21 protein-coding genes are annotated in these 16,503 nt (G+C 61.5%); 13 read left to right on the forward strand and 8 right to left on the reverse strand.

Annotated features, from left to right (window positions below):
- Nucleotides 1-105 precede the first annotated feature (105 nt).
- Nucleotides 106-1,632 carry an arabinosylfuranosidase ArfA gene (arfA, locus tag AC6CH8_RS07220; RefSeq protein WP_498189626.1) on the forward strand — a complete coding sequence of 509 codons (1,527 nt, stop codon included), beginning with the start codon at nt 106-108 and terminating at the stop codon, nt 1,630-1,632.
- On the opposite strand, the gene AC6CH8_RS07225 is transcribed toward arfA, so the two are convergent.
- The 6 genes from AC6CH8_RS07225 to AC6CH8_RS07250 all read right to left on the reverse strand — a co-directional run bounded on the left by AC6CH8_RS07225 (nt 1,629) and on the right by AC6CH8_RS07250 (nt 5,052).
- Nucleotides 1,629-2,003 (reverse strand): hypothetical protein, encoded by a 375-nt coding sequence (locus AC6CH8_RS07225; RefSeq protein WP_364307183.1) that lies wholly within the window; start codon nt 2,001-2,003, stop codon nt 1,629-1,631. The two genes, arfA and AC6CH8_RS07225, sit on opposite strands and share 4 nt — an antisense overlap.
- 97 nt (nt 2,004-2,100) lie before the next feature.
- Complete coding sequence (locus AC6CH8_RS07230; protein WP_420179709.1) at nt 2,101-2,409, reverse strand: hypothetical protein; 309 nt, start codon at nt 2,407-2,409, stop codon at nt 2,101-2,103.
- A gap of 12 nt (nt 2,410-2,421) precedes the next feature.
- Nucleotides 2,422-3,144 (reverse strand): GAF and ANTAR domain-containing protein, encoded by a 723-nt coding sequence (locus AC6CH8_RS07235; RefSeq protein ID WP_498189629.1) that lies wholly within the window; start codon nt 3,142-3,144, stop codon nt 2,422-2,424.
- Between the two features lie 123 nt (nt 3,145-3,267).
- Nucleotides 3,268-3,696 (reverse strand): ANTAR domain-containing protein, encoded by a 429-nt coding sequence (locus tag AC6CH8_RS07240; RefSeq protein ID WP_498189631.1) that lies wholly within the window; start codon nt 3,694-3,696, stop codon nt 3,268-3,270.
- A complete protein-coding gene (locus tag AC6CH8_RS07245; RefSeq protein ID WP_498189633.1) occupies nt 3,681-4,049 on the reverse strand; it encodes a hypothetical protein in 369 nt (122 codons plus the stop codon). Before AC6CH8_RS07245 ends, AC6CH8_RS07240 begins: the two co-directional genes overlap by 16 nt.
- A gap of 283 nt (nt 4,050-4,332) precedes the next feature.
- Complete coding sequence (locus AC6CH8_RS07250; RefSeq protein WP_498189635.1) at nt 4,333-5,052, reverse strand: GAF and ANTAR domain-containing protein; 720 nt, start codon at nt 5,050-5,052, stop codon at nt 4,333-4,335.
- A gap of 207 nt (nt 5,053-5,259) precedes the next feature.
- Here AC6CH8_RS07250 and AC6CH8_RS07255 point away from each other — a divergent pair, with 207 nt between their 5' ends.
- The 3 genes from AC6CH8_RS07255 to AC6CH8_RS07265 are packed head-to-tail and all read left to right on the forward strand — an operon-like array spanning nt 5,260 to nt 7,732.
- Nucleotides 5,260-5,529, forward strand: coding sequence for a hypothetical protein (locus AC6CH8_RS07255; protein ID WP_498189637.1), 270 nt, complete (start codon nt 5,260-5,262; stop codon nt 5,527-5,529).
- 49 nt (nt 5,530-5,578) lie between these two features.
- Nucleotides 5,579-6,583, forward strand: coding sequence for a LacI family DNA-binding transcriptional regulator (locus AC6CH8_RS07260; protein WP_498189639.1), 1,005 nt, complete (start codon nt 5,579-5,581; stop codon nt 6,581-6,583).
- 48 nt (nt 6,584-6,631) lie between these two features.
- On the forward strand, nt 6,632-7,732 hold the full coding sequence (locus AC6CH8_RS07265; protein ID WP_498189641.1) for a D-TA family PLP-dependent enzyme: 1,101 nt from the start codon (nt 6,632-6,634) through the stop codon (nt 7,730-7,732).
- A gap of 102 nt (nt 7,733-7,834) precedes the next feature.
- Here the strand turns inward: AC6CH8_RS07265 and AC6CH8_RS07270 are convergent, their stop codons facing one another.
- Nucleotides 7,835-8,386, reverse strand: a complete 552-nt coding sequence (locus tag AC6CH8_RS07270; protein WP_420179716.1) for an SRPBCC family protein — start codon at nt 8,384-8,386, stop codon at nt 7,835-7,837.
- Between the two features lie 303 nt (nt 8,387-8,689).
- Between AC6CH8_RS07270 and AC6CH8_RS07275 the strand changes: the two genes are divergently transcribed.
- Nucleotides 8,690-9,349, forward strand: coding sequence for a biliverdin-producing heme oxygenase (locus AC6CH8_RS07275; RefSeq protein ID WP_498189643.1), 660 nt, complete (start codon nt 8,690-8,692; stop codon nt 9,347-9,349).
- Here the strand turns inward: AC6CH8_RS07275 and AC6CH8_RS07280 are convergent.
- Nucleotides 9,335-9,856 (reverse strand): flavin reductase family protein, encoded by a 522-nt coding sequence (locus AC6CH8_RS07280; protein WP_498189645.1) that lies wholly within the window; start codon nt 9,854-9,856, stop codon nt 9,335-9,337. The genes AC6CH8_RS07275 and AC6CH8_RS07280 overlap by 15 nt on opposite strands.
- A 205-nt stretch (nt 9,857-10,061) precedes the next feature.
- Between AC6CH8_RS07280 and AC6CH8_RS07285 the strand changes: the two genes are divergently transcribed.
- From AC6CH8_RS07285 to AC6CH8_RS07320, 8 genes are all read left to right on the forward strand, one after another.
- Complete coding sequence (locus AC6CH8_RS07285; RefSeq protein ID WP_091464608.1) at nt 10,062-10,364, forward strand: urease subunit gamma; 303 nt, start codon at nt 10,062-10,064, stop codon at nt 10,362-10,364.
- A 12-nt stretch (nt 10,365-10,376) separates the two neighbouring features.
- Nucleotides 10,377-10,748, forward strand: a complete 372-nt coding sequence (locus tag AC6CH8_RS07290; protein WP_420179719.1) for an urease subunit beta — start codon at nt 10,377-10,379, stop codon at nt 10,746-10,748.
- Nucleotides 10,745-12,475, forward strand: a complete 1,731-nt coding sequence (gene ureC, locus AC6CH8_RS07295; RefSeq protein ID WP_498189647.1) for an urease subunit alpha — start codon at nt 10,745-10,747, stop codon at nt 12,473-12,475. Before AC6CH8_RS07290 ends, ureC begins: the two co-directional genes overlap by 4 nt.
- Nucleotides 12,476-12,483: 8 nt before the next feature.
- Nucleotides 12,484-12,957 (forward strand): urease accessory protein UreE, encoded by a 474-nt coding sequence (ureE, locus tag AC6CH8_RS07300; RefSeq protein WP_091464614.1) that lies wholly within the window; start codon nt 12,484-12,486, stop codon nt 12,955-12,957.
- Nucleotides 12,958-13,095: 138 nt separating this feature from the next.
- Nucleotides 13,096-13,767: an urease accessory protein UreF gene (locus tag AC6CH8_RS07305; RefSeq protein WP_091464616.1), complete on the forward strand. Its 672-nt coding sequence runs from the start codon at nt 13,096-13,098 to the stop codon at nt 13,765-13,767.
- Between the two features lie 21 nt (nt 13,768-13,788).
- Nucleotides 13,789-14,406 (forward strand): urease accessory protein UreG, encoded by a 618-nt coding sequence (ureG, locus tag AC6CH8_RS07310; protein ID WP_474660154.1) that lies wholly within the window; start codon nt 13,789-13,791, stop codon nt 14,404-14,406.
- Nucleotides 14,407-14,530: 124 nt separating this feature from the next.
- Nucleotides 14,531-15,451: an urease accessory protein UreD gene (locus AC6CH8_RS07315; protein WP_498189650.1), complete on the forward strand. Its 921-nt coding sequence runs from the start codon at nt 14,531-14,533 to the stop codon at nt 15,449-15,451.
- Complete coding sequence (locus tag AC6CH8_RS07320; protein ID WP_498189651.1) at nt 15,451-16,503, forward strand: HoxN/HupN/NixA family nickel/cobalt transporter; 1,053 nt, start codon at nt 15,451-15,453, stop codon at nt 16,501-16,503. The genes AC6CH8_RS07315 and AC6CH8_RS07320 overlap by 1 nt, the downstream gene beginning before the upstream one ends.

The raw sequence follows: 16,503 nt of genomic DNA on the forward strand, positions 1-16,503 counted from the left end.
GGGTGAAGAAAACCCTTGACTCACACCCCTCGGCACAGTCAGCATAGTTTCTATAACGTTGTAGAAAACGGCAAAGCAGCAACCCAGCAGATAAGGACTCACCCTTTGGGAAATCAAGAGAACCCCACGGCCAAAATCACCCTTGACCCCGCGTTCGTGGTCGGCCCCGTCAGGAGGAAGACTTTCGGCGCTTTCGTGGAGCACCTGGGCCGCTGCGTCTACACGGGCATCTTCGAGCCCGGGCACCCCAAGGCCGATGAGGACGGGTTCCGCACCGACGTCCTGGAGCTCACCAAGGAACTGGGTGTCTCCACGGTCCGGTATCCGGGCGGCAACTTCGTCTCGGGCTATCGCTGGGAAGACGGAGTTGGGCCCAAGGAAGACCGCCCCACACGGCTCGACCTCGCCTGGCACTCCAGCGACCCGAACCTGGTGGGCGTGGACGAGTTCGCCAAGTGGTCCGAGAAGGCCGGCGTCGAGCCCATGATGGCCGTCAACCTGGGCACTCGAGGAACCCAGGAAGCTTTGGATCTGTTGGAATATTCCAACATCAAGGGTGGAACGGCCCTGTCCGAACAGCGCAAGGCGAATGGCGCCGTCGAGCCCCATAACATCAAAATGTGGTGCCTCGGAAACGAAATGGACGGCTTCTGGCAGATCGGCCATAAGAAGGCGGGCGAGTACGCGCGGGTTGCCGCCGAAACGGCGCGGGCAATGCGCATGGTCAACCCGGATCTTGAACTGGTTGCCTGCGGAAGCTCGGCACCCACCATGCCGACGTTTGGTGAATGGGAGCGTGTGGTCCTCAGCGAGACCTATGAACTGGTGGACCTGATCTCGGCGCACCAGTACTTCGAGGACTTCGGAGACCTGCAGGAGCATCTCTCCGCCGGGCACCGCATGGAAGCCTTCATCAAGGACCTCGTGTCCCACATCGACCACGTGCAATCGGCAACGAAATCCGCAAAGCAGGTCAACATTTCCTTCGATGAATGGAATGTCTGGCACATGTCCCGCGACGAGTCCAAGGCCCCCACCGGGGACGACTGGCCTGTCGCCCCCGTGCTGCTCGAGGACCGCTACACGGTGGCGGACGCCGTGGTGGTGGGCGACCTCCTCATCACCTTGCTGCGCAACACGGACCGCGTCCACTCCGCGAGCCTCGCCCAGCTGGTCAACGTGATCGCGCCGATCATGACTGAGCCAGGCGGCCGCGCCTGGAAGCAGACCACCTTCCACCCGTTCGCGCTCACCTCGCAGCACGCCTCGGGCACGGTACTGAATCTCGCCGTCGAATCCCCACAGCTTTCCAGCGAAAAGACGTCCGGATTCACGTCGCTGTCAGCCGTGGCAACCTATGACGCCAAAGCCAACGAGGCCGTGGTGTTCGCTGTGAACCGCTCTGCCGCCGGGGCGCTGACGTTGGATGCCGCGGTCGGAAGTCTCAACGCAAGCAAAGTCATAGAGGCTGTTACCTACACGAATAAAGACCCGTACTGGCAGGCGACGGCTGACGATTCGACGTCGGTCCTGCCGTCCGAAAACGTCAGTGTAAAGCTCGACGGCGGCCGCCTCACCGCCGAGCTTCCGGCCGTGAGCTGGAGCATGATCCGGCTGGCCCTCAACTCCTAGGCAATAGCCTGCGAACCGTCCCTGAAGATCGGGTACGCCGAGATCGGCGTGACCGTGGCAGTCGGGGTGGGCTCCGGTGCCTGCGTTGCAGGTGCCGGGGCTGGCTCGTCGCCAGTCACGATTTCCATTGACTCCATGTCCAGCAGGCGGCGGCTGCCGGTTTCGTCCTGGAGCCAAAAAAGGTCGGTGCCGGCCACTGTTTTCACTACGGTGCCCCGATGATAAAGGCGGCCGTTGTGCCACGCCTCGATGAACTCGCCCGGCTTCAGCGCATGTGGTTCATCCTGGCTTCCGGGCAAAGTGCCGAACGCCTGCGCCAGGCTTGCCTGTGTCTTTAGTGCCTGGAAAAGATCCCTGTTTACAATGCTCATGTCTGCACCCCTCAGCTGGCTGCGCGTCGTCTATGGGACCCAGCTTTGCGCATGTTTGTTGCGGGCGCGTTGCAGGAAAATGAGCGGGGTGTGACAGCTACGAGGAAGCGGGGCCGTCCTCCGTGGAATCGGTTTCCCGCGGAGCATCGAGGGGGAATTCATCGGAGTACGGCGCGTGGGGTCCGGGACCGCTGTTGGACAGTTCGTTAGCAGCCATGGCCAGGAGGTCGCGTTCCAGCTCGGGGAGGGAGAGCATTCCCTGCAGGTAAGCTTCAACCTCGTACTCGCCCACCGATCCGCCGATGCTGAAGTACTGCAGCCATAAAGTGCCTGTGGTGATCCCCGCGCCTGAAAGTGCCGCATGGAGTCGGCGGCGTTGCTCGGGTTCGTTGTTATCGAAGCCCATAGTCCTGCGGCCCTAGTTCCGGTCTGCCGGGATCCCGGCTACGAGCTCCGCACTGACTTCCTGGAGGCTCTGGCTCTGGTTACGAGCCTGCAGTATCAGTTGTTGGAGGGCACGTTCATGAGTAGTTTTGTGGCGTTCCATGAGGATTCCGCAAGCCCGATTGACCAGGTCGCGGCTGTTCAGGGCCACTTGGAGACCCTCGCTGATGCGCTTGGGTGTCTCGGTGCTCTGGATGTGGGCTAGAAGCGTAGCGGCGGGGGAAGCATAGAGCTCCATCAACGAAACAGCGGCGGCGTCAAACACGGAAGGTTCGGAAGCATAAATTTTGATGGCACCGATGCTGTGTCCGTTGGCCATGAGGGGGGCGCTGATGACTGACCTGATGGGCAAAGTGCTGACGGAGGCGCTCCATTCGGGCCAACGGGGGTCTGTGCGGACGTCATGGAGAAGAACCGTCTCCTCAGACGCCCAGGCAGTGAGGCAAGGACCTTGGCCGAGTTCGTACTGCAGATGGTCGGCTTGCTCCACGATGCTGTCCGTGAAACCTGTGCTGGTTCTGCGGGCTTGGGAATCGAGGATGGAAACCCCTGCGCCAATAGTCCCCGGTACGGATTCCTTGATGGCCTGTGAAAGGTTCTGAACCGCGTGATCCACCTTTTCCTCGGTGAGGAGAAGGCCCAGTATCCTGCCGATGGCACCGGAGAGTTCATCCAGAGGAAGTTGCTTCTTCGTCATGGTCTTCTCCCGGCCGTTCATGTCGGCAAGCCGACACGTAAATTCTGTGAATTGCTGGATTTCGTGTTGCAATTCCAGCCTAGTGCTTTTGGAACCTCATACCCCAACCGAGTGGCCCAATTTCTACTCCTCAAATGCGGTGGTGATATTCCGGTCTCCCGCAACATGGCTGATGACGTTCTCCGCTACAGTTCGAAGCTTGATGTTGCGGTGGCTGGAAGCGCTGACCAGAATCTGAAATGCGGCATCGCGGCTGCAGCGGTTCTGCGCCATAACGATTCCGACGGCGGTATCGATCGCCGTGCGTGAGTCCAAGGCGGCTGCGAGGTTCTCCCGGGCATCCCGCAGCTGGGCAATTTTCAGGGCTAAGTACAGCGCTTTCGCTCCCGTTGCTGTGATCCTCTCAGCAGCGGCGATGTCCTCCTGGGAGAAGCCGTGGGGACGCGTTGAGTAAAGGTTTACCACGGATTCTGCGGTGCTGTTCAATTCCATCGGCAGGGCGAGAATTGAGCCTACGTCCGTGCAGACGGCGGCCTTCAATAGTCCGCCCATCGGGTTTCCTCACGGACATTCGGGACGTGCGTGATGGTGCGTGTGCGGAGGGCGGTGAGGCAGGGGCCGTCTCCAAAGCTGTTCTGGATGTCGTCCAGTCTGCGGGCCAGGGGATCGCTGTCCGCCACGGCTACAGGCTTCTTCTGACGAATAACAGTTACGCCGCAAGCGATGGTGTTGCCATTCCGGCTGAGTCTTCCGGCAGTCATGTCGACAAGATCCTGGAGGAATTCCCGAATGTCGGCATTCTCCACGAGTAGCTCCTGAAGGTGCACCAGAAAGTCCGTCAGATCTACGTGGTCCTCGTCAGGGGCCGGGACGGGAATCTGTTCCGAGGGCTGGGTTTCAGTCAATGCGTGTTTCCTTACTACTGCCCGGCCGGTTCCGTCCGACCGTTAGAGCTGAGCTCCTTCAAGGCAGTGTCTACGAGTTGCATCTGACCGGGGGTTAGGGTCAGAAGTTCGTTAAGGTAGGCCTCCAAAGCCAATTCGTCGGCGTTTCCTCCAATCCCGAAATAGTAGGTCCACAATCTATCAAGGCTGATATTTCCCACCTGGAATCTGCAAGACGCCCGCAGACGTTGATCAAATTCTCCATGGTTTCCCGGCACATCCCAGGGTTCAGGGTTCATGAAATCTACCGGCCCTCCTGATCCATGTAGCCGGCACGGTCCAGGATGTCTCCGGCTATTTCATGGAGCCGTTTATTGCTGTTGCGTGAGGCCACTTGTATAAGCCGGAGCGCTGACTCCCGGTTGCAGTGGTTCTGCATCATGATCAGGGCGATTGCAGCATCCACGACGGCGCGGGATTTGAAAGCGGACCTGAGATGTTCAGGATAGGGGTCTTCGGCGTGCAGGCGAAGGGCCAGCCGCAGAATCCTTGACAATGATTCGGCATGCCTTTCCACCCGCGCAACTGTGTCAGGGTCAAAAGTTCCCAGCTCTGTGGAGTAGCAGTTCAGCGCACACTTCGACCCGTCATCGGTTGGGATCGGCACTGCCAGCACAGAACGGATGCCCTCATCCGAGATTTCCCTTGCATAGTGCTGCCAGGACTCATCGGTCTGAAGGTCCGGAATCAACACCGTGCGCTGCTGCCGGAGGGCCGTAAGGCAAGGGCCGTCGTCGAACTCGTATTGTTTTTCATCCAGGCGTCGGGCAGCGTCATTGCTGCTCGCAACTGTGGATGGGCCGCCCTCACGCTCCACCGTGATGGCGCACAACATGGGCGAGTCACCCCCAAGAAGGGACGCCGAAATGGTTGCCAATCCAAGAAGAAATTCGGTGAACCCCGGGCTTTCCAAAAGCAGGTCCTGCAGCTGTTCGGCTGTGGGCACTGCGTCACTCTGGGCCATGCGGCCTCAATTCCAGCATCACCGGAGTCCACGCATCTCCGGCTGGGCGGCAGTGCGCTCGTGTTCGCGCAAAGCCCGGATATTCAACTCCGGACCATTAGCCGCAACCCGAAATCTCCTACTCCCGACACTACGCCGATGCCATTCAACATGACAGGGCGGCGGCCCGTGATGGGATGTACTCAACCGACAAAAAGAAGGACGTCCATGCCCAGCGCAGTAAGCCTGATTCGCTCCGATAAGCTCAGTTCCGTCGCCCAGTACGCCTACGCCGCCACAGCGCCGGCAGAGGCCCGGCTGATCTTCCTCGCGGGATCCTGCCCGTTGAATGCGGACGGCTCCACGGCCGGAATCGGTGACTACAAGGCCCAAGCAGAGAAGGCGATCGAGAACATGCACATGGGCGTCACAGTCCTCGGCTATGACCAGCAGCTGGTGGAAATCGAGGCAGTCGCCGCGGTGATGGACACTGTATGAGGCCCCCTATCTGCAACGATGTTTGACAACGTACAGAAGGAGCATTTGCATGGCGGTCACCATGAACGACGTCGCACGCGCGGCGGGAGTCTCGCTGAAGACGGTCTCCAACGTCATCAACAACTACGAGTTCATCCGGCCGGCCACCAAGCAGCGCGTCCTTGATGCGATCGACGAGCTCGGCTACGAAACCAATCTGACGGCCCGCAGTCTCCGATCCGGAAAGACCAGCATGCTCGGTTTGGTCTTGGCAGATCTTTCCATTCCCTACTACGCCGAACTCGCCTCGGACATCATGAAGGCGGCGTGGGCCCGCGGTTACCGTGTCCTGGTGGAGCAGTCCGGCAACGAGCCCGAGCATGAGAAAGCTGCGCTTCAAGGCCAGTTCCGCAGCCTCACGGACGGTCTCTTGTTCATCCCGCTAGCGCTCGACGCCGAAGAGATCATCGCCGCTGCCGGTAAGAAACCGCTGGTCCTCCTGGGCGAATTCGTGCAGGACCCGCGCTTGGACATGGTCCTCATCCAAAACCAGGAAGCTGCGGCCGCGGTTACCACGCACTTGCTGGCGGGTGGCCGCCGTCGTATAGCAGTCCTGGGCGCGCACGACGGCGACGAAGCCGGCAGCAACGGCCTTCGCCTCCGCGGGTACCGGGCTGCGCTCGCTGCTGCAGGTGTGGAGCATGACCCGGCGTTGGTGGTCCCCTGCGATTGGCGGCGCGACGGCGGTGCGGACGCCATCGCGAGGTTGTTGGAAAGTGGTGTGGAATTCGACGCCGTTTTCGGGCTTAACGACGTCCTCGCCCTGGGGGCACTGCACGAACTGCTGGTTCGCGGCCGGAAAGTCCCAGAAGAGATAGCCGTGGCGGGGTTCGATGACATTGATGAGTCGCGGTTCGCGTCGCCGTCGTTGACTACTGTGGCGCCGGGACGGACGGAAATTGCGGAGCGCGCCGTCGAACTCCTCATCCAGCGAATTGAAAGCAAGGACGCCGCCCTCACTGTTCAGCAACCGAAAGCGGCGTTCGAAATGCGCGTCAGGCAGTCGGCGCCGTAGGGTGGTTGGCTTCGGGGGGTCAGCGTCCCGGCCGTTAGTGTTTGAGGAATGAACGTGATTCCCGCTGAAGTCATCACCCCTGCCGTCCTGATCGACGTCGATGTCCTGGACCGGAACATCGAACGGATGGCGTCGAGCATGCGCGGGCGCGGGCTGGGGCTTCGTCCACACGTGAAGACGCACAAAACGCTGGAGATCGCGCGTAAGCAGTTCGCGGCGGGAGCCGTTGGCATCACTGTGGCCACGATCGGCGAGGCCGAGGTCTTCGCTGCGGACGGCGTGACGGACATCTTCATCGCCTACCCGCTCTGGGTGGAAGCGTCCCACGCGGAACGGCTTCGCGCCTTGGCGGCTCAGTGCCGCCTCGCGGTCGGCGTGGATTCAGCGGAAAGTGCGACGGCGATGGGTCGCCAGCTGGGTACGGATGCCGGAAGCATTGAGGTGCTGATCGAAGTGGATAGCGGACATCACCGGAGCGGCGTGCTGCCGGACGAGGTGGTGGATGTTGCGCGCGCCGCCGCTTCTGCCGGGCTGAACGTGGCAGGGGTCTTTACTTTCCCGGGGCACAGCTACAAGCCCGGCATGCCCGTCGGGGCGGCGAGCAACGAGAATGAATCGTTGGGGACGGCCGCCAAGGCTTTGACGCAGGCCGGCTTTGACGTGAAGACCATCAGCGGGGGATCCACACCTACTGCCCTGATCTCCGGTGACACCGCGGCAACCGAACTGCGCCCCGGAGTTTACGTGTTCGGTGACGCCCAGCAATTGGAACTCGACCGCTGCAACTGGGACGATGTCGCGCTGACCGTCGCCGCTACCGTGGTCAGCAGGCACGAAGCCCGCGGCGGGAACATGCGCCGCGTTGTGGTGGATGCCGGCAGCAAGATCCTGGGCAGTGACCGCCCGGACTGGGCCACAGGATATGGGCGGCTTCCCGAATACCCAGAGGCCCGCGTTACCGCGCTATCCGAGCACCACGCCACGGTTGTGTGGCCGGATTCTTCGGAACTGCCGCCCTTGGGCACGCGGCTCCGGGTCATCCCCAACCATGTGTGCCTCACCATGAACCTCGTTGATGAGGTGACTGTGGTCCGTGCCGGGGCCGTGGTGGAGCATTGGACGGTGGCGGCGCGGGGGCGGAACAACTAAGCCGGGGCGTCTGTTGTGAGGAGGGCGTGTCGGTGGAACGGGTTGCAGCGGGGATTTGACGCCGCGGCTCCGCCGGGGCGGACACCGCGCAGATCCGGACGGTTATGCCAGTACCGAAAGCATGCGGTTCATTCGCTCGTGCCGCGCACGGAATGTCCTCCGCATCTGCCCCAGTAACACCGCACGATCCACACGGGCGCCAAACGGCCCGGCGAACCGCAGAGTGTCGGTGTAGCGACTCCCTGTGCCGTCGTCCACAGCTGTATGGGTGTGGTGGAAGTAGCGGAAAAAGCCCCGAACCTGCTGGTCGCTGAATTCGTGGCCTGGTGTGTACGAGTCGATGAACGCCACCCACTGGACGGGAATCACGTCCTTCAGCCACCAGCGGAAGTGGTACGTGCCGCCCAACTCACCCGTCTCGGTCGACGACCAAATGACCTGCATTCGGTCGGGCATGATCGCGATGAAGTTCTGGCGCTGAAGGCAGAAGTCGATCACAACGTCGGCGGGCTTCGGGAACCACGACTCCACGCGCAGTTCACACACTTCGTCGGGCTCCTCGAGGAGCGCAAGACCACCGATGCGGCTGCGGCCGGCATATGCGAGTGCAGAGCGTTTCTGATCGGCAGTTGCCGATGTTGAGTCGGTGGCCAATGCTTCCCCCAAACATTTGGTCGATGCGACGTTTAACGCGCCGCGGTAGCGACACCTCTGACGAGGCGCTACGAGGGCGAGTATACGCTTAGGCCAGCCCACAAATTCACCTAAATTCACTTGATCCTGGGGCCCACGGCCCCCAAGCGAGAACCCCTTCAGACCCACAGCCGGACCAACCAAGACAGGGTGACGAAGTGCCCTCGCGGAACTGGCGCGAATAAGCTTTACCCCTCGCGGGTCCTGTGACAGAGTGTCATCAAACAGCCTTCTGGTCCGTTAGCTTGATGACTGGAGTCAACTATGACCGCCTTTTCCGAGGAGCTCAAAAGCCATACAGCCTCCGCGCACGAGCATGCCGAGCAGGCTGGATTCGTCACTGAATTGCTGGCCGGCCGGATGGAGGCTAGCCAGGTAGCAGCCATGCTGCTGCAGAACTACGTCATCTATCGGGCTTTGGAATCGGCGTTGGAAGTCAACCCGGACCCTCGACTCGCACCCTTCGCTGACCCGGCGCTCATGCGGGTCCCGGCTCTGCAAAAGGACTTGGCGGTGCACTTCGGAGATGACTGGGAGCGGAAGCTCGGCGCTGGCCAACTGCATGTGACGCCCGGCGCCCAGACGTACGCCGACGAACTCGGTGCACTCGGTCCGGGCTCGGCCACGTATCTTTTGGCACACCACTACGTCCGCTATCTGGGTGATCTTTCGGGTGGGCAGATCATTTCCGCTCTTGTTCAGCGGCATTACGGCCTTAATCCTGAAGGGCTCAGCTTTTACGCTTTTGACAGCATTGGGAAGATCAAGCCGTACAAGGACTCATACCGCAGTCACCTGGACGAGGCCGATTTCTCGGACACCGAGAAGCAGGAAATTCTTCACCATGCCGAAGTGGCCTTCGAAACCAACCGGCAGGTCTTTGTGGACCTGATGGACCAGTACCTGCAGTTAAGCCACGGCTGACACACTCTGGAACAGGGTGTGGAACTCCCTGTTGTGGTAAACCAGCGGAGCTGAAGCTGACGGGTTGGACCGGATGTCCAAAACCCTCGCGGCCAGCAGCACCGAGCCGCCCATCGGTGCGCGGTGGATGATTTCGCACCGCAATGCCCAAATGGCCTCCTTGAGCAGGGGCTCTCCCGTGGGCAGTACCTCCCAGTCCATGGCGTCCGTGAAGCGCGGGGCTGCTGGGTCTGCAAAGGTCCGGACGAGCTCCACCTGATCGGCGCCGACCAGATGGACCACGATTGTCTGTGCGGCTGCGATGTGAGAAGCCGAGCGGCCGCCGGTTACAGAGAATGCCAGCGTTGGTGGATCCACTGCCACGGATGCCACTGAGGATGCCGTCAGCCCCACTGCTCCCTCCGGTCCCGCTGCCGTGACAATCGAGACTCCTGCCGGATGAGCGCGAAACGCGGCCCTGAAAAGCTCGCCGACTGGTTCGGATGGCAGGGGCTTGGGGTGGGTCATTCATACACCTTCGTGGGACTGGAACTGTGTTTGGGAGGGCGCCTCGTGCAGGCACACACCTGATTGATGCTAGGACCTCAACTTAAGTTGAGGTCAATTCCTGAGAAACCGACCCTCGACTGAGACGATTCGGAAACGTAGCCGAAACTTCTGCTCCCTACGCTGGTCACAATCTGTCCAGGTGCCCGGCGTCCAAGGAGTAACCATGCATCTTTTGCCCCGTGAGCAGGAGAAACTCATGATCGTGGTGGCCGCCGACCTTGCGCGGCGCCGCCAAGGGCGAGGGCTCAAACTGAACTACCCGGAAGCCGTGGCGATCATCAGCTACGAACTCATCGAAGGGGCCCGGGACGGCCGAACAGTTGCCCAACTCATGAGCTATGGAACCACCGTGCTCCGCCGCGAAGACGTTATGGAAGGCGTGCCGGAAATGATCCACGACGTTCAGATCGAAGCCACCTTCCCCGACGGCACCAAGCTCGTCACCGTCCACAACCCCATCCGTTAGGAGCCCCCCCCCATGATCCCCGGTGAATACAGGCTCCAACCCGGTTCCATTGCGTGTAATGGCGACCGTACGGCGATCGCCGTCGAGGTTGTGAACCGCGGCGACCGGCCCGTGCAGGTCGGTTCGCATTACCACTTTGCCGAGGCTAACAGCGCCCTGGAGTTCGACCGCGTGGCCGCCTACGGCCGCCGCTTGGACATCCCAGCAGGTACGGCCGCAAGGTTCGAGCCGGGGGACAGGAAGACGGTCCAACTGATTGAACTCGCCGGGACGCGCGAAGTGCACGGGCTCAGCAACGCAATCAACGGAAAGCTCGACGGCGGCACGCGCCCGAGCGGGACTGCTTCGCTGAGCGGGACTGCTCCAGAAGGAGACACCAAGTGAGCTTCGAGATTCCCCGCAAACAGTATGCCGAGCTGTACGGTCCGACGACAGGTGACGCCATCCGTTTGGCCGACACCGAACTGTTCCTCGAAATCGAGAAGGACCACACCGTCTACGGCGAAGAAGTGGTCTTCGGTGGCGGCAAGGTCATCCGCGACGGCATGGGCCAGAACGGCCAGCTCATCCGCGAAGAGGACATTCCGGACACGGTGATCACCAACGTGATCGTGCTCGATTACAGCGGCATTTACAAAGCCGACGTTGCCCTAAGAGACGGGCACATCTTCAAAATCGGCAAGGCAGGCAACCCGCAGATCACCGACGGCGTGGACATCGTGATCGGCGCCAGCACAGAGATCATCGCCGGCGAGCGGAAAATCCTCACCGCCGGCGGCATCGACACCCACATCCATTTCATCTCCCCGGAGCAGGTCCCCGCGGCACTTTGCAACGGCATCACCACCATGGTGGGCGGCGGAACCGGCCCGGCCGAAGGCACCAAAGCCACCACCATCACACCCGGCGCCTGGCACATCTCCCGAATGCTGCAGGCCGCCGAAGGGCTCCCCGTTAATATCGGCCTGTTCGGGAAAGGTCACGCGTCCGCCGTCGAGCCCCTAGCAGAGCAGATCCGCGCCGGTGCCGTCGGGCTCAAAGTCCATGAGGACTGGGGGTCCACCACCTCATCCATCGACATGTCCCTGCGCGTAGCTGATGAATACGACGTCCAGGTTGCCATCCACACAGACACCCTCAACGAGTGCGGCTTCGTGGAAGACACCATCCGGGCGATCGACGGGCGAGTGATCCACACCTTCCACACCGAAGGCGCAGGCGGTGGCCACGCCCCCGACATTATCAAGATCGCCGGCCTGCTCAACGTGCTCCCCGCCTCCACCAACCCCACGCTGCCGTACACCAAAAACACCATCGAAGAGCACCTGGACATGCTCATGGTCTGCCACCACCTCAACCCGGACATCCCTGAGGACGTGGCCTTCGCCGACTCACGAATCCGCGCCGAAACCATCGCCGCGGAAGACGTCCTGCACGACCTCGGTATCTTCGCCATCACGTCCTCGGACTCCCAAGCCATGGGACGCGTAGGCGAAGTGGTGACCCGCACTTGGCAGGTAGCCGACGCCATGAAACGACAGCGCGGGGTCCTGAAGGACCCATCCGGGGCGGCACACGGTTCCGCCGAATCCGACAACTTCCGGCTCAAGCGCTACGTGGCCAAATACACGATCAACGCGGCCATAGCCCAAGGCATGGCCGACGTCATCGGCTCCGTGGAGGAAGGCAAATTCGCGGACCTCGTCCTCTGGGACCCCGCGTTCTTCGGCGTGAAACCCGAACTCGTCATCAAAGGCGGGCAAATCGCCTACGCACTCATGGGCGACGCCAACGCCTCCATCCCCACCCCCCAACCACGGACCATGCGGCCCATGTTCGCCACGTACGGCAAGGCCCTCCAGAAGACGTCCATCACGTTCCTGTCCCAAGCCGCCATCGACGCCGGAGTGCCCGCCCAGCTCGGCCTCGAACGCATCATCAAACCCGTCACCGGCATCCGCAACCTCACCAAAGCGGACCTCAAATACAACGGCGAAACCCCGGACATCGCCGTCGACCCCGAAACCTACAAAGTGAGCGTCGACGGCGTCGAAGTCACCTCCCAGCCCTCCGACGTGCTGCCCATGGCCCAGCGCTACTTCCTCTTCTAGGAGCCCCCGTGATCATCGAAAAAATCCTGGGCAACCTCCACGAACAGCCCAACCACTATGCAGGCCGACACAAAGAAAAAGTGGTCCTGCCCAGCGCCCTGCTGGTCAAACGCATCCAACGCGTCACCACCGACCACGGCAAAGAACTCGGCATCCGCCTCCCCACCGGAACCGGCGACCTCCGCGACGGCGACATCCTCGCCGTCGACGACCACAACATCATCGTCGTGTCCGTGCTGCCCACCGACGTCCTAGTGATCGCGCCGCGCAGCATCCACGAAATGGGGGTCGTGGCACATTCACTCGGCAATCGGCACTTGCAGGCACAGTTCTTCGACGCTTCATCCGAGTACGGCGCGGAGGTCATGGTTTGTCAGTATGACCACACAGTCGAAGATTATCTGAAGAGCGTCGGCGTCCCCTACGACAGGCAAGAACGGGTCATGCCGGTTGCCTTCCGCCATGCCGAGCATTCGCACTAGGCGAATCCCGGTGCTGGCTTTCGGGGTTGGCAAGCCTCCGGCGGGTGATAGGGGCCGTGCCCGCTTCGCGATGCCCTCCACACCGCGGCCCCTATCACCCGCCTCTGCTTGTCGCGACCAGTTCCAGCGCGGTGCGCTTTGAGCGCTGGATATCAGCTGGCGCTGCAGCAACTGACCGACTCTGCGTTGCCTACGGGGGCGTTTGCTCATTCTTTGGGGTTTGAGAGCTACATACATCGGGGGCTGGTGGGGGATGAGGTCACTTTTGGGAAATGGTTGGGTGTTTTTGTGGGGCAGCAGCTGACTTATTCCGATGGGTTGGCTTTGCGGTTCTTGTTTGAGGGGGTGGATGTGGGCTTGCTCGATGGGGTGTTGTCTGCGCAGTTGTTGGCTCGGGAGGTCCGGGAGGCCTCTTTGAAGATGGGTGGGCGGTTGTTGGAGATCGGCGGGGAGGTGTTTCCTTCGGCGGAGTTGGAGGCGTATCGGGGGCTTGTTCGGGAGGGGTTGGCTTCGGGGCATCAGCCCTTGGCATTTGGGGTGATTGCGCGGTCCTTGGGGGTTCCTTTTGAAGCGGCGCTCTCTGCCTATTTGTTTGCCACCGTTACTTCGCTGACCCAAAACGCCGTGCGGGCCATACCGCTTGGGCAGAACGCCGGACAGCGCGTACTTCGCCAAGCACACGACGTCGTCGCTACCGCCGTCGATGATGTAGCACAGCTGTGCTGGGACGACTTCGGGGCCGTCAGCCCCGGCCTTGAAATTTCACAAATGCGGCACGAACGACAACGCGCGCGCATGTTCATGAGCTAGCCAGTGTAAAGGACAGAAAACATGACTGAACCCATCAAAATCGGCGTTGGCGGACCCGTCGGAGCAGGCAAAACCCAGCTCGTGGAACGCATCACCCGGCACATGAGCGGCGACATCTCCATGGCCGCCATCACCAACGACATCTACACCATCGAAGACGCCAAAATCCTCGCCGCCAACGGCATCCTCCCCGAAGACCGCATCATCGGCGTCGAAACCGGCGGCTGCCCCCACACCGCCATCCGCGAAGACACCTCAATGAACACCGCGGCCATCGAAGAACTCAAAGCCAGGCACCCCGACCTCCAAGTCATCTTCGTCGAATCCGGCGGCGACAACCTCTCCGCCACCTTCAGCCCCGAACTCGTCGACTTCTCCATCTACATCATCGACGTCGCCCAAGGCGAAAAAATCCCCCGCAAAGCCGGCCAAGGCATGATCAAATCCGACCTGTTCATCATCAACAAAACAGACCTGGCACCCCATGTTGGAGCGGACCTCGCGGTCATGGAGAGGGACTCCAAGGAGTTCCGCGGCAACAAGCCGTTCTGCTTCACGAACCTCAAAACCGACGAAGGGTTGGACGCCGTCCTCAACTGGATCCGCCGCGATGTCCTGATGCTGGATCTAACTTCGTGACGGTGCTTGGGGCGGCGGCTGCGCCGGATTTTGGGCCGTGCCCGCTTCGCGATGCCCGCCACGCCGCGGCCCAAAAATCCGGCTCCGCCGCCTCGGTGGTTTCGTCACCACGCGAGATGCGCGCATGAACACGAGGACGCAGGTAGGTTTCGGCCGGGACGTTTTGGGGAACGTGGAGCCCGGCTCCATGTTGGCTGTGGGCGGGCAGGGGGTGCGGGGGCGGTTGGAGTTGGGCATTAGTGTGCGGGGCGGGCGGTCCGTTGCTTCGCGGCAGTTTCATGAGGGCGCGTTGAGGGTGTTGCGGCCGCACTATTTGGATGAGTCCGGGCAGGTTTGTTATGTCATGGTCAATCCGGGCGGGGCCTATCTTGGGTCGGATCTGTTTGTTGTTGACGTGGAGGTCGAGGCTCGGGCAGATCTGTTGCTGACCACTCAGTCGGCCACCAAGGTGTATCGGACTCCGGGGTCGTTCGCTGAGCAGCGGATGACTGTGCGGCTGGGGGAGGGCTCGCGGTTGGAGCTGATGCCCGACCAGTTGATTGCGTATCGGGAAGCGAGCTATCGGCAGAATTCACACATCAGTCTCCATCCGACGTCGAGCCTGGTCATGGCCGAGGTCATCACACCGGGATGGTCCCCGGACGGCGGGGCGTTCAGGTACGAAGAGGTGCGGCTGCGCAACGAGATCCGTGTGGAGACCGGTTGTGGGTACAAGTTGTTGGCGCTGGACAACCTTCTGATCCGGCCACCCTGCAACGATGTGACCGGGATGGGGTTCATGGAGGGCTTCAGCCATTTGGGGTCATTGGTAGTGGTGGATCCGAGGGTGGACCAGAGGCTTGCTGATGAGTTGGACCAAATGGTCCGTGGATTTGACGCTCATACCGGGGTGTCTTTGACCGCGACTATTGCCGGGACTGCCGGGATTGTGCTGCGATCGTTGTCCAACAGCACTGAGGAACTCAACAATTTGCTGGGTGCTTGCGCCGGCGTCCTGCGGGAACGTTGGTTCGGGCAGGCGCCTTTGAACCTGAGGAAGTATTGATGACTGCGCTGACCGAGTTCGCCACCATGTACCGGGAGCGGGAGACGCTGTCCTTGCGTACCCGGCTGTTGTTCACGTTCGGCGCCGTCGTCGCTTTGCACCTTGCCGCCGTCGTGCTGTTACTTGTTGGTTCAGCGGGCGGCGCGCAGCCGTTGGCGCTGGGGCTGCTGATCACCGCCTACGTGGCCGGAATCAAGCACAGTTACGACTGGGACCACATCGCTGCAATCGACAATTCCACGCGAAAATTCGTGGCACAACACAAGGACCCTGTGAGTGTGGGTTTCGCGTTCAGCTTGGGCCACAGCTCCGTGGTGATCCTGGCCGGGCTGCTGGTGGTTGCGGGTGCGACGCTGATCGGGCAGTTCATGGAGGACGGGACCACTGGAAACAAGGCGTTGGGCCTGATCGGCAGTGGTGTTTCCGGGCTGTTCCTGCTGGCTATGGGCTTGTTCAACGGCTCGGCGTTCGTTCGCGCCACGAGCGTCTACCGTCAGGTGCGGCGCGGAAGCGAGGCCCGTCCCGAAGACCTTGAAGCGAAAGGCTTCGTAGCCCGGTTGCTCGCCAAACCGCTGTCCAAGGTGGAGCGACCACGGAACATCTACGTGATCGGTTTCCTGTTCGGGCTCGGGTTCGACACTGCCACCACGATCGGGCTGCTGGTCATCACCACGACGGCGTCACTCGCCGGGGTCTCGCCGCTTGCCTTGATGGCCCTTCCGCTCGCCTTTACCGCCGCCATGACCCTGTGCGATTCCGTCAACGGCGTGGCCATGATGAAGATGTATAAATCGGCCATCCACAACCCGAGACGGAAGCTCGGATTCAACGCCGTGATTACCGGCATCTCAGCAGTCTCGGCGCTGTTCATCGCAGTGATCACCCTGGGGGGATTCGTCAACGCTGCCTTTGAGTTGGAGGACCCCCTCACCACGTGGCTTGGCAGCATTGACCTTGGCGACGCCGGCTTGATCCTGGTGGGGCTATTCGTGATCGTTTGGGCGGTGTCCGCGGTGCGTGGGCGCGTAACACGGCCAGCGACGCCCAACTGA

This window comes from Paenarthrobacter sp. GQ52, from assembly GCF_059759005.1.